The 12,783-nt window shown below is 63.1% G+C and carries 12 protein-coding genes; 5 read left to right on the top strand and 7 right to left on the bottom strand.

The window, feature by feature from the left end; genetic code table 11:
* Positions 1–36: 36 nt before the first annotated feature.
* Entirely contained in the window at positions 37–1,239 is a 1,203-nt protein-coding gene (locus ACWGTI_RS06245; RefSeq protein ID WP_454586268.1) for an aromatic ring-hydroxylating oxygenase subunit alpha, read from the bottom strand.
* Positions 1,240–1,474: 235 nt separating this feature from the next.
* On the opposite strand from ACWGTI_RS06245, the gene ACWGTI_RS06240 reads away from it, so the two are divergent.
* Positions 1,475–1,735: a hypothetical protein gene (locus ACWGTI_RS06240; RefSeq protein ID WP_454586267.1), complete on the top strand. Its 261-nt coding sequence runs from the start codon at positions 1,475–1,477 to the stop codon at positions 1,733–1,735.
* A 20-nt stretch (positions 1,736–1,755) separates the two neighbouring features.
* Positions 1,756–2,136, top strand: coding sequence for a hypothetical protein (locus tag ACWGTI_RS06235; RefSeq protein WP_454586266.1), 381 nt, complete (start codon positions 1,756–1,758; stop codon positions 2,134–2,136).
* Positions 2,137–2,372: 236 nt separating this feature from the next.
* Here ACWGTI_RS06235 and ACWGTI_RS06230 read toward each other — a convergent pair whose 3' ends face one another.
* Both ACWGTI_RS06230 and ACWGTI_RS06225 read right to left on the bottom strand, forming a co-directional pair.
* Positions 2,373–4,460 carry an ATP-binding protein gene (locus tag ACWGTI_RS06230; RefSeq protein WP_454586265.1) on the bottom strand — a complete coding sequence of 696 codons (2,088 nt, stop codon included), beginning with the start codon at positions 4,458–4,460 and terminating at the stop codon, positions 2,373–2,375.
* 35 nt (positions 4,461–4,495) lie between these two features.
* A complete protein-coding gene (locus ACWGTI_RS06225; RefSeq protein WP_454586264.1) occupies positions 4,496–5,272 on the bottom strand; it encodes a response regulator in 777 nt (258 codons plus the stop codon).
* Between the two features lie 45 nt (positions 5,273–5,317).
* Between ACWGTI_RS06225 and ACWGTI_RS06220 the strand changes: the two genes are divergently transcribed.
* Positions 5,318–6,022: a winged helix-turn-helix domain-containing protein gene (locus ACWGTI_RS06220; RefSeq protein ID WP_454586263.1), complete on the top strand. Its 705-nt coding sequence runs from the start codon at positions 5,318–5,320 to the stop codon at positions 6,020–6,022.
* 71 nt (positions 6,023–6,093) lie between these two features.
* Here ACWGTI_RS06220 and ACWGTI_RS06215 read toward each other — a convergent pair whose 3' ends face one another.
* Positions 6,094–6,264, bottom strand: a complete 171-nt coding sequence (locus ACWGTI_RS06215; protein WP_454586262.1) for a hypothetical protein — start codon at positions 6,262–6,264, stop codon at positions 6,094–6,096.
* A 33-nt stretch (positions 6,265–6,297) separates the two neighbouring features.
* The gene (locus ACWGTI_RS06210; RefSeq protein WP_352766273.1) at positions 6,298–6,630 is read right to left on the bottom strand and encodes a hypothetical protein; all 333 of its coding nucleotides are present in this window, start codon (positions 6,628–6,630) and stop codon (positions 6,298–6,300) included.
* 347 nt (positions 6,631–6,977) lie between these two features.
* Between ACWGTI_RS06210 and ACWGTI_RS06205 the strand changes: the two genes are divergently transcribed.
* On the top strand, positions 6,978–7,439 hold the full coding sequence (locus ACWGTI_RS06205) for a L,D-transpeptidase (protein WP_454586261.1): 462 nt from the start codon (positions 6,978–6,980) through the stop codon (positions 7,437–7,439).
* 161 nt (positions 7,440–7,600) lie between these two features.
* On the opposite strand, the gene ACWGTI_RS06200 is transcribed toward ACWGTI_RS06205, so the two are convergent.
* Both ACWGTI_RS06200 and ACWGTI_RS06195 read right to left on the bottom strand, forming a co-directional pair.
* Entirely contained in the window at positions 7,601–10,684 is a 3,084-nt protein-coding gene (locus ACWGTI_RS06200) for an efflux RND transporter permease subunit (RefSeq protein ID WP_454586260.1), read from the bottom strand.
* Positions 10,681–11,997, bottom strand: a complete 1,317-nt coding sequence (locus ACWGTI_RS06195; RefSeq protein ID WP_454586259.1) for an efflux RND transporter periplasmic adaptor subunit — start codon at positions 11,995–11,997, stop codon at positions 10,681–10,683. Before ACWGTI_RS06195 ends, ACWGTI_RS06200 begins: the two co-directional genes overlap by 4 nt.
* Before the next feature lie 146 nt (positions 11,998–12,143).
* On the opposite strand from ACWGTI_RS06195, the gene ACWGTI_RS06190 reads away from it, so the two are divergent.
* Positions 12,144–12,680 carry a TetR family transcriptional regulator gene (locus ACWGTI_RS06190; protein WP_454586258.1) on the top strand — a complete coding sequence of 179 codons (537 nt, stop codon included), beginning with the start codon at positions 12,144–12,146 and terminating at the stop codon, positions 12,678–12,680.
* The last annotated feature ends 103 nt before the right edge of the window (positions 12,681–12,783 follow it).

The raw sequence follows: 12,783 nt of genomic DNA, 5'->3' as shown, positions 1-12,783 counted from the left end.
CACCTTCTCCCCGTAGAACAGGGAGAAGGAAGAGAGCTACCCTCGCGAGCGCAGGGCGTCGTTCAGCGACCACATGTCCTTTTCCTCGGGTGCCGTCTCCAGGCCCAGAACCGGAATCTCCTTGCGCAGATGGTCGTGGTGGGTGCGCACGCCATATTCGAGGTCGGAGAGGTAGAAGCCCTCGAAGGCGTCCGAGATCATCGACTCGTTCGACCACACGGAAAGCTGCACATCCTCGTTCATGGTGTCGCGGTCGATGCGGTAGGCGAGGTAGCGCGCCGCCGCCTGTTCCCTGGTTTCGTCGGGGTAGCGGTAGATGGCGCCGCGCAACAGCGTCTCGCCGGTCGACAGCGGGAACTCCTGATAGAACTGCACCGATTCCGGCATGATCGACAGCGCGTTGTTGGGGAAGATGCCGTAATAGATCCAGGCCCTGCGCAGATGCTCAGGCAGGTCCGAGGCATCGGGTGTGAGCTTGATGTATTCGCGCACGCTCCAGCGCCGTCCGGCATGCGGATTGTAGGTGGCGAAGGAGCGCGACACGCCGTTGATGAACGGCTCGTCGAAATAAGTCGCGCCATAGAGATCCTGCAGCGCCGGATGCGCCATGGCGACGTGATAGCCTTCATTGTCGACGTCGCGCACCGACTTCCAGTTAACCGGCGTCTTCTGTGTCCAGATGCCCCAGGACGGCACCATCTCAGCCACGTTGTAGTGGGCCATCTCTGCTTCGATCGGCTTCAGCAACTCCGCCACAGAAGGTTGCGGGCCGCCCTTGCGGAAGCGGATGAAGATGAAGCCCATCCAGATTTCGAGGTCGAGCGGCATCAGGCCGAATTCGGTCTTGTCGAGTTCCGGGAAGGAGCGCGGCCGGGCTGCACCGCGCAGCGTGCCGTCGAGATTGTAGACCCAGCCGTGGAACGGGCAGACCAGCGCGTTCTTGCAGGTGCCCTGGCTGTCGGCGACGACGCGGCTGCCGCGATGCCGGCACATGTTGTTGAAGGCGCGCACGACGCCGTCCTTGCCGCGCACGATCAGCGCCCGCTCGCCGACCACGTCCATGGTCAGATAGTCGCCGGCGTTTGGCACGTCGGAGACATGGCCGGCGATCTGCCAATGGTTGCGGAAGACGTATTCCTTCTCGAGTTCGAGAAGCGCGTTGGAGTGATAAGCCCAGCCCGGCAAGCCCCGCCGGTCCCAATCGTTGGGGATCGCCACGTTACGGAGGTGCGGGTTCATAAAAAGGCTCTTCTTTTGTTGAATGATCATTCAATAAAATCATATTTTGCATTGAAATGCAATGGCTTGTGGAAATCAGAAATTATCTTGATGATGGGATCGAGCCAGCTCGGAGCCGCTTCGATCGAAGAAAATCCCGGAAAATCCGGGCGTTAACCGGGGTCCTGAAACGGCAGTCCAGTATGTGGATTTAGCCCAGCTGGCCGTGCAAAGCGGCTCTGGCCGGAGACGAAAAATGCCTGCCGCCCACAAATTCATCCCGCAGTGTGAGCTTGTTCATAGTTCGAGCGGCCAGCATCAGGCTTTGCTGCGTTCACGGCCCGCCTGTCGTCAACGTTTGATTGCGCGCATGAAACAGCTCCGCAAACGAATTCTGCCGTCGGCACATGACCGGATCTGCCCGGACATGCCCGAATTTCTTGTTTCAAACCTGTTACGCGGGCAAGCCAGGCACATCATTCGCCCGTTACCGGGCGCGTTTAAGTTCGTTTCATAAGAATGCGAAGGGGAGCAACAATGTATACGAAAGCTGAGACAGCCAGCAACGAACGGCGCGCCAAACTGGCGTTGCGCCAGCGCGCAAGCGACCATCCGGTCGTGATGTTCTCGATGCTGGGCGCCTGCGCCCTTGCCGTCCTGTTCCTGACGCCGGCATCCGGTCCGGCCTTTGCTTCGCTCAACCCGCCGGCCAATGTCGTCGAGGGTGCGCCGACCACCATCAAAACCGCCCGACTGCCTGAGCCGAAAATCGATTTTGCCTGCCAGGGCCAGGCTTGGGGCGCCGAGAGCGCGGACTGCCTGCGCGTCATCGCCGCCCAGTCCGGCGTGCACAGGGCGCGCGCCATTCGCATGATCGCCAACGCCGCGCCGCTGACTACGACACCCAACGTTTTCTAGAACCTCCCGAGCGCTTCCTCCCGCGCTCCTTCCTGGCTCCCGCCGTCCTGCCGGTCGGGAGCCTCTTTTTTCCGGGTTAGGCGATATTCAGGTGAGGCCGGCCTGCGGATGGCGGCCTTCTGCGCTTCCGGTGCTCACGTACTTAAGTACGCTCCGCTCCGGTTCTCGAAAGCCACCATCCTCGACTCTGCCTGACCTGAATCTCGCCTAACCCTCGGACCAGCTTCGGGAAGAGTTCAGCCGGCGGCAGCAACCTGGTCGGCGATGGCCGAGAGCACGCCGCGGACGTCGAGCGTCGAGAACGGCTTTTCCAGGATCTGCGGCCGCTGCTGCGCCGGCAAGGCTTCGATCTCGGCCTTGGCGCCGATCAGGTCGCCGGTGACCAGCACGAAGCGTTTGGCCAGCGCCAGGTTCTCGGTGAGCAATTCGCGGTAGATGGCAATGCCGCTGATGCCGGGCATGCGCAGGTCGGAGAAGACGATGTCGGGCGGCATGTGGCCGGTCAAGGTCGCCGCCGCGGACGTCCAGGCTGGCACGATCCGCGATTTGATGCCCATCAATTCCAGAATGTCGGAGAGCGAGCCGGCGACGTCGGGTTCGTCGTCGATGATCAGCGCATGGCGCAGACCGCTGGAGCGGGTCGAGCTGTCGCCGACGGCGGCCACGCCGCCGGCGATCGCCGGCAACTGGACGACGAAGCGAGCGCCGCGCGGCAGCACCTCTTCGAACCAGACATTGCCATTGTGCCGTTCGATGATCGACTTTGAGATCGACAAGCCGATGCCGGTGCCGACACCAACCGGCTTGGTGGTGAAATAGGATTCGAAGATGCGGCCGCGGATCGCCTCCGGCACGCCCGGTCCATTGTCCTCGACCGAAAAGCCGGGATTGCCGTGATCGCTGCGGAACGTCCGCACCTTGATCAGGCGATCACCGCCAATGCCGGCCAGAGCGTGCTGGCTGTTAATGAGAAAATTGGCGGCCACCTGCGTCACGTGGTCGGCATCGGCCAGCGCCAGCAGCGGGCCGGGCGCGAAATCGGTGTCGATGATGATGCCGCTTGAGCGCGCGCCATAGGCGGTCACCTCGAGCGCCGCGCGGATCACCTGGTTGAGATCGGTCTCGGCCTGGGCCGCCGGATGCAGGCGCACCATCGACAGGAAGCTCTTGACGATGCGGCCGCAGCGCTCGGCAGCGGCGCGCACTTTCTCGGCGCGCACCTTGGTCTGCGGGTCGGTGGCAAATTCATGCAGCAGCGTCGACTGCGCGACGACCACGGCGAGCGGGTTGTTGAGCTCGTGCGAAACGCCGGCCAGCAGCGAACCCATCGCCGCCATCTTCTCGTTCTGGTGCAGTTTCTCGCGCTGGCGGTTGATCTCTTCCTCGGCGCGCAGCTTGTCACGCAGATCACGGATCCAACCGAAGATGAGGCGGCGGTCGGCAACCTGCATCTCGGTCGCCGTCAGTTCGATGGGGAACACCTCGCCGGCCGCATTCTGGGTCACGGTCTCCAGCCGCTGGCCGACCATCGGCGCGCCGCGCCCCGACATGTATTCGGCGCCCGAGGCATAGCCCTTGCGATAGTAATCCGGCACCACCGTATCGAGCAGGTCCTTGCCAAGGATGTCGCTGCGCTGGAAGCCGAACATCTTTTCGGCGGCCGGATTGAATTCGATGATCGACCCGGTCTCGTCGATGACGATGATGGCGTCGAGGGAGGCTTGCAACATGGTGCGGCGGATGACCTCGCTGGCATGGGCCTCGGATGGCGAGTGTTCGATGGCATCGCCGATGGCGAGCGCGATGATGTGCAGCGCCGCTTCCTCCTCCTCGGTCCATTCGCGCTCATTGACGCAATCATTGACCGCAAGCGTGCCCCACAGATGGCCGTGGGCGAACACCGACACCGACAGGAACGATTTGATGTGTTGCTTTTCGAAATCGGCCCTGAGGAAGCCGTCGAGGTTGCGCGTGTGGCCGGCAAAGATCTTGCCTTGCCGTTCGTCCTCCGCAACCCGCTCCAGCAGCGGGTCGTTATCGACGATCGATTGCATGATCACCGTCGGTGAGGCCAGCTCGCCGCCGAAGCGCGGGTCGATCCAGTAGGCGGCGACCGACTGGGCAAAACCCTGGCCGGCCAATTCGCGCAGCCTGAACAGAATGCCGCGCTGGCAGCGCATGGCGACGCACAGCGTCTCCAGGATGGTGTCCATCTCGCGCTGCCAGTCGCCGGCTTCGCGCAGCCGGCGCACGACACGCACGGCCGCCATCGCGGCGCCCTGGCGAACGCCCTTCAGGTCCATGCGTGCTGGGTCAGCGGTCATGTCAGCCATCTATTCAGGGCCGTGGGTGGTGGTGCTCAGTGCCCATCGCCGGTCGGCAGCGAGAAGATATAGCCTTCGCCGCGGACGGTGCGCAAAAATTTCGGGTTGGCCGGATCGGTTTCGATCTTCTTGCGCAGCCGCATGATACGGATGTCGACCGCGCGCGACGATTCAGGATCCTCGACGAAGCCGATGGCCTCGGAGATCGCCGCCCGCGTCAACAGCCGGTTGGCGCGGGTCAGGAAAACCTCCAGCACGTCGAACTCGCTCTTGGCCATGTCGATGACGGCGCCGTTGGCGCCGGTGACAAGCCTGCCGTCGAGGTCGGCCTGGAATTGACCGAAGCTCAGCCGGCGGCCGCCATCGGCTTGCGCCTTCGCGGCCTGCGGCGCGCTCGGTTGCGGAACCCGGCGCAGCACGGAGCGGACCCTTGCCAGCACCTCACGCAACTCATAGGGCTTGACGATGTAATCGTCGGCACCAAGCTCCAGCCCAACAATGCGGTCGAGCGCGGTGCCGGCTGCCGTGGCATAGATGATGCCGATCGGCATTTTCGAGCGCAGCCAGCGGCCGAGCGACAGGCCGTCCTCACCGGGCATGGCGATGTCGAGGATGGCCAGGTTGAATGATTCGGTCTCGAGCAAGGTGCGCGCCTCGGCGGCGCTTCCGGCCTGGATCACATCGTAACCATTGGCGCCGAGATACTCGGCGACAGCGTCCCTGAGATCGGGCTCGTCCTCGACGATGACAATTCGTGCCCGCACTATGGCCTCGCTCCCGCTTTCAGCAGAAAGTAGATTGGGTATAAACATGATGTCCAGCACTCATATCCGGTTGCGGGGGCAGGGGAAGAAAATATGGCTGCACGATCCGTCATCGCGCTGGTTTCCGTCGCCGATGTGGTGGCCGGCGATCTCGCCGACCATCTCGACCGGCGTGGCCATGACGTGCGCGAGGCGCGGCAGCCCTGGGAGGCTGAATCGCTGCTCTCGGCTGGAGGCATAGATGTGGTCATCGTCGGCGACAGCGTCAGCCAGGCAGACGGGCGGGACCTGCTCAGGCGTTATGGCGGCGGCCAGAGCGTGGACGGGAAGGCCGGGCCGGACTTCATCCTGATCTGCCGGCCGGCCGATCTGGTCGATAAGGTGCTGGCGCTCGAGCTTGGCGCCGCCGACGTCATCGAAAGTCCGCTCAATGTCCGGGAGCTTGCCGCGCGCATTGGCGGCCTGCTGACGCGGCGCGGCAGGTCTGCCCAGGAACTGATCGTGCTGGAAAATGCCACCGTCGATTTGCGGTCGGCCATCGTCATGCATCGCTCGGGTGCGGAAGAGCAGTTGTCGCCGGGCCAGGTGGCGCTGCTCAGGCTGTTTCTGGCCAGCCCGCGCAAGGTGCTGACGCGCGACGACATCATCGCCGCGGCACCGGCCGAAAATGCCGATGCCTTCGATCGCTCGATCGATTCGCGCATCGTGCGGCTGCGCCGCAAGCTCGACACCGAAACCATCATCACCATACGCGGCGCCGGCTACCGGTTCGACCCGCCGACGCAGCGCGCCGACTGAGAGCAGTGAGGCTGGATTGTTTCGCGGCTCGCCCAAAACCGCTGCGCAATTTTGGGCGGCATGCATGGGCTTTAGCGCACCACCAGAAGCGATGGTCCCGGCGGCAAATCGCTGGCGACTACCATTTCGCTGGAAGCATGCGCGCGGTTCTTCAGAAGAACCGTGGCGAGACCGGCGAAGCCCAACAGGCCTTGCGCGAAGAGCAGTGCCGAAAGCACCGAGGTAGCAGATTTCGTCTTCATCGGTAATCCCTCAAAATCAGAACCGCGGGTGCTTCAGGATAAACCCGAAGTGCCCGCGCCGCCCACGGAGCCCCCCGCTGCGGCGCGGGCCTTCGGTCCTCTCGGCAGCAAGTTGCCGGAGGGGCCGCGCATCCACTTCAAACCAAGGCCGACCCGCCAGAAGGCCTTGAGACGGTTGATGCGCAGACTGGAGACAATCCAGACCAAGGCTATGAACAGCGCGGCATGCAGCGTCGAAACCTCACCCGAATTCATGACCGCCAGTTTCGTCATCGGGGTGCCGGCTACCGTGCCGATGCCGCCGATGACAAGTGCGGCGATGCTTATCCTGAAGAGCCAGGACAGGGTGGTCGATCTGATGCTCATTTTCGTTTCGCGCCGGCTGTTCTCGTTGGGGATGACTGTGCCGTTGGCCTGTAACCAGATCATGCCGCCCGGGCCGCGCTCTGTTGCAAGTCGGTTTCGAGGGTGGCTAACCTCTTTTCATATAAGGATATTCGCACTTTCGTTTGGAGGCCGGGGTCATGGTGGAGAGTGAGCCGGGCAGGCCTGGAAGCACCCCTCGGCTCCTCCCTTGATCGACCTTGCTTGTTAACCAGGGGAAACAGATTCGAAACACAAACGAGCATCAAGCGAAGTCAGCCTGAAACATGACGCAGGGATAAGGCGGTCATCGAATTGACGCCGGCCGGGGCCGGCAAAGGGGAGCCATCATGTACAAAGCCATTTCCGCCAAACTCATCAACGTCACCGCCGCCGCTACCGGCGCCACGCTCCTGCTTGGCGTCGCCAACAGCACGGCCCATGCCGCGGCAAACCAGATCGTGGCGCGTGTCTCGCTGTCGCAGCAGACCATGGAAGTGCTGGTCGACGGCCGGCCGACCTTCGCCTGGAAGGTCTCGACCGGCGACAGGGCGCATGTCACGCCGACCGGCTCGTTCAAGCCGACCCGCATGCACGAGATGTGGTACTCGAAGAAATACGACAACGCGCCGATGCCGCATTCGGTATTCTTCAGCGGTGGCTACGCGGTGCATGCGACCAACGCCATCAAGCGGCTGGGACAGCCGGCGTCGCATGGCTGCGTGCGGCTGCATCCCGACAATGCCGCCGACTTCTACCAACTGGTCGAAACCTTCGGCCCGACCAACACCAGCATCGTCATCGTCAAGTAGCAGACTGCGGTTGGAGCAGTTGTGAAGTCTAGCCAACGCCGCGCTTCACTGCAGGCTCCCTGAAGCTCCAGCAGGAGCTTTGCGGTAAATCAATCCAGTCAAAAAAGAGGCCGGAAGTTTCCGGCCTCTTTTTCTTTGCACTTTTCGGTTCCGCGGAGCCCTCAGTCGGCGTGCACCGGCATCAGCTTCGGGTCGGGCTTTTCGGCGTGGTGCGGCAGGTCCTTGCTGGCGATGAAAGTGTAGAACATCGGCACCACGAACAGGGTGAACATGGTTCCGACCAGGATGCCGGTGAAGATCACCAGGCCCATCGAATAGCGCGCCGCCGCACCCGCGCCGCTGGACACGATCAGCGGTACGACGCCGAGCGCCATCGCCGCGGTGGTCATCAGGATCGGCCGCAAGCGCACCTTGGCCGAGGCGACGATCGCATCGCGTCGCCGCATGCCATGCACCTCGCGCTGCTGGTTGGCGAACTCGACCAGAAGAATGCCGTGCTTGGTGATCAGGCCGATCAGCGTGATCAAGCCAACCTGCGTGTAGATGTTGAGCGTTCCAAGCCCCAGATTGAGCGGGACGATGGCGCCGAAGATCGACAGCGGCACAGCCATCATGATGATCAGCGGGTCGCGGAAGCTTTCGAACTGCGCCGCCAGCACCAGGTAGATGACGATGACGGCGGCCGCGAAAGCGATCAGGATCGTGTTGCCCTGCTCCTTCTCCTGTCGGGACTGGCCGGAGTAGTCGATGAAGAAGGTGTCGGGCAGGCTCTCCTTGGCAAGGTTCTCCAAGGTCTGCAGCCCGTCGCCCGTGGTCACGCCGGGAAGCGGCAGCGCTGATATCGTCGCCGAGTTCAGCTGGTTGAACTGCTCGATCGCGGCCGGCGAGGCGTTGGTCGAAATCTTCACCACCGCCGAAAGCGGCACCATCTCGCCGGTCACGCTGCGCACGAAATATTCGCCGAGCTTTTCAGGATTGTCGCGGAATTCCTGCGGTACTTGCGGGATGATGTCATAGCTGTTGGAGTCGCGGTCGAACTGCGCCACTTCGGCGCCGCCGACCAGCAGCGTCAGCGTCTGGCCGATGTCGGCGATCGGCAGGTTGAGGGCGGCGGCGCGGTCGCGGTCGATGGTCACCGTCACCTGCGGCGCGTCGTAGGACATCGAGTTCTGAACGACGATGAAGCGGCCCGAGGCCTGCGCCTTGTTCTTGATCTGCTCGGCCGCCTCGTAGACCTCGGCCGAACCGCCGGTCGAGCGCACCACCATGGAGATCGGCAGGCCGCCGCCCGAGCCGGGCAGGGTGGGCGGCGCGAAGACAAAGGCCTCGACGCCGGCGACCTTGCCGAGGCGTCCCTGGATGTCGGCCTGAAGCTCCTTCGAACCGCGTTGGCGCTCGGCCCAATCCTTGAAGGCGAAGCCGACAAAGGCGCCGTTGGTCGCGCCGCCAAAAGCTACGGCGGAGAATTGCGCCCTGGTTTCAGGAATGTCCTTCACCAGGCCGAGGATCTGGTTGACGTAGGTCTCGGTGTAGTCCGATGTCGCATAGCGCGGTGCGGTTACGATCGACAGCAGGAAGCCCTGATCCTCTTCCGGCGCCAGTTCGCTCGAGGTCTTGGTGAACATGAAGCCGGTGAGCGCAACCAGCGCCACGACGATCAGCAGTGTCACCGGCCGATTTCGCAATGAGGCAGTGACCGCACGCTCATAGACATGCTCGACACGGCTGAAGGTGCCGTCGACGATGCGCTGGAAGCGGCTGTGCGTTCCCGCTTTGAGGAGACGCGCCGCCATCATCGGCGTGATGGTGACGGCTATGAGGCCGGACAACACCACCGAGCCGGCGAGCGTCACGGCGAACTCGCGGAAGAGCGCGCCGGTCAGGCCGCCGGTGAAGGCCAGCGGCGCGAACACGGCGGCGAGCGTGATGGTCATGGCCACGATGGCGGAGAAAATCTCGCGCATGCCGTTGAAGGCCGCCTGCATCGGCGACATGTGGTCTTCCTCCATGTGGCGATGGATATTCTCCACCACCACGATGGCGTCGTCGACGACAAGGCCGATCGCCAGCACCATGGCCAGCAACGACAGAAGGTTGATCGAATATCCCACAGCAAACAAAAGGAAGCAGACGCCGATTAGCGACAGCGGGATGGTGACGATCGGCATCATCACCGAGCGGAACGAGCCGAGGAACAGAAGGATGACGACAATGACGATGGCGACCGCCTCGCCGATGGTCTTGAACACTTCATAGATCGAGGCGCTGATCTGTTCGGTGGAATCGTAGACGATCTCGATCGTCATGCCTTTCGGCAGCGTGTCCTGGATCAGCGGCACGATCTTGTGGATCGCCGCCGCAGTGGTCAGCGGGTTTGCCGCCGGCGTCGGGAAGATGGCGAGAAAGGTGCCGGGTTTGCCGTTGAAGCTCACCCTGGTGTCGGTGCTTGCAGCGCCCAGCTCAACGCGCGCCACGTCGCGCAACCGCACGACCTGGCCGTCGGTCGATCGCAGTGGAAGCTCGGCGAAGGCCTCCGGCGTCTGCAGCGTCGAACGAACGGTGATCGAGGAAACGACATATTCGTTCTCGGTGTTGCCGGGCGCCGACAGGAAGTTGGAGTTGTTGATCGCGGTCAGCACTTCGGCCGCAGTCACGCCGCGCGCGGCAAGCTTGACCGGGTCGATCCAGACGCGCATCGAATACTCTTCGGCGCCGAAGATCTGTACGTCGGCGACGCCTTCCACCGTCGACATGCGCGGCCGTACGACCCGCTCGATATATTCGGTGAGCTGCTCCTTCGTCATGTTCGGATTCTGCATCGAGATGTACATCATCGCGAACTCTTGACCGGTGCCCTTGACGATGACCGGGTCCTTCGAGGCGTCAGGCAAGGTGCCGCGCACACCCTGCACCTTCGACAACACCTCGGTCAGCGCGACATCCGGATTGGAGCCGAGCTTCATCTGCACGACCACGGTGCTCGAAGACGGCCGGCTGGACGAGGTGACGTAGTCGATGTTCTCGGTCGATGCGACGGCACGCGCGATCGGGGCGGAGATGAAGCCCTGGATGAGGTCGGCGCTGGCGCCGGGGTAGGCGGTCGTGATGGTGATCGCCGTCTCGTCGACCTTGGGATATTGCCGGATCGACAGGTTGAAGATGCCCTGGAAACCCAGGAGCAAGATCATGCACGCGAGGACGGTGGAGAGAACCGGCCGGCGAATGAAGATGTCGGAAAAGTTCATTGCTGAGCCTGCTGGTTCGCCGACTTGCTGGGGTCAATGGTGTTGTCGACAGCAACGGACATGCCGTTGAAGAGACGGTTCTGACCGGCCGTGACGACCTCGTCACCAGCCTTGATGCCTTCCACGATCTCGACCATGCCATCGTTGCGGCGGCCGGGCTTCACGAACACCTGCGACAGGACAAGCGCCGGCTTCTCCTCTTCAGAGGCGGGTTTGCCGGCGTCGGCAGCGTTCTTGTCGGCTGCCTTGTCCGTGGGCTTCGCCGCGTCGGCGGCGGGCTTGGCGGCATCAGCTTGCGGCTTTGCGGCGTCGTCGGCCGGCTTCTCGGCGGCCGGCTTCTGGTCCTCGACCTTGGCCGGCGCAGCAGCGCCGGCATCTTCGGGCTTTGCCGGAACGACCACGAAGACGAAGTCGCCATAGAGGCTCGACGTCAATGCCGTCTGCGGCAAGGACAGGATATTTTTCTCCTGCGGCAGCTCGACGCGAACCTGGACGAACTGGCCGGGCGTCAGCTTGCCGTCAGGGTTGGCAACCTCACCCCGGACCGACACCAGCCGGCTTGAAGCATCGATCTTGGGGTCGATGCCGCGAATGGTGCCGGCAAACGGCATATCGGCGCCGCCGCTGCTGCCGCCGAGGCCGAGCCGCACCGTCTGGCCGATCTTGAGCAGCGGCAACTGCTGTTCGGGCACCGAGAAATCGACCCGCATGGTGTCCAGATCCTGCAAGGTCACCACCGCGTTGCCGGGCGACAGATATTGGCCGAGGTCGATCTTGGGGATGCCGACGGTGCCGGCGAATGGCGCCGTCAACTGCTTCTGGTCAAGCACGGCCTGCAGCTTGTTGACCTGCGCGGCGGAGGCCGATGCAGCGGCCTGCGCTGTGTCGAGCGTGGCATCCGTGCCGACGCCGCGCCGCTGCAGTTCCAGCGCGCGCTCAAGCGCAGTCTTGTCGGATACCGACTGCGCCTTGGCCGCCACGAGATCGGCACGTTCGACGGCGTCGTCGAGCTGCAGCAGGACAGAATCGAGGGGCACCTTCTGGTTGGCATGGAAAAGGATGTCCTTGACGATGCCGCTGGTCTCGACGGTAAGGTCGACGCCGCGCACGGCGCGCACCGTGCCGATCGCCTCGACGCCCGGTGTCCAGTCGGAAGGCTTGACCACAACCGTCGAGACCGTCGCCGCCGGCGGCTTCATGGTGGCGAAATACTGTTTGATAGCGCTGTCGCGGAACAGGTTGAAGCCGACAATGCCGACACACACCAGAGCGAGCAGCAGCAGAATTACGATGATGGAGATGATGCGCTTCACGAACTGACCCTCGGCCGGTGTCCGGCAAAATAGCCGAATAGCGGGACGCTTATCGACGGCAGTCCCGATTACAAATGACGGCGAACTTACTGTACCGTCTGGACGGTCTTGTCAATTCCGCCTAGGCTAATGTAGGGGGTGGAGTGATGGCAGTTCGCAGGGCAAATTCGCGCGACAAGATTCTTGCCGCCGCCGCAGATGTAGCACGAGAAGCCGGCCCGGGCAGCCTGTCGCTGGAGGCTGTCGCCAGCCGCGCCGGTGTGTCGAAAGGCGGGCTGCTCTACAATTTTCCGACCAAGGCCAAATTGATGCAGGGTCTGGTGGAGAATTATCTGCGAGCCTTCGAGCTGGCGCTGGAATCCGGCCGTGTCGCTGGCGCCAATAGCGAGAGCCTGCTTGCCACCTATATCAGGCTTTCGGCCGACGATTGTGAAGAGCCGAAGCCGTCGGCCCAGTGGATGTTTTCGGCGATTGCCGAGGATCCGGATTTCCTGACGCCGATAAAGGCCTTCAAGTCGCAGCTTCTGCAGCGGCTGAAGAGCGAGACGCCGGACCTCAAGGCGCTTCTGGTCTGCTTTCTGGCCATCGAAGGGCTGCGCAGCATGAACCTCTTCGATTCCGACGTGCTTTCCGCCGACGAACGCCGCTTGCTTGTATCGGCACTGCTCGAGATTGCGGGATAAATCAGGGCGCCGTGGCCGCTGGCGGCGTCGAAAGAGAGCCGGCACTGCTGGCCTGCTTGCGCAATCAAAAAGACCATAGCCGTCACACCAGCTTCATCGACCA

This window comes from Mesorhizobium sp. ArgA1, from assembly GCF_053714375.1.
The sequence above is the reverse complement of the archived record's forward strand: the minus strand, read 5'-3'. Positions and strand labels throughout refer to the sequence as shown.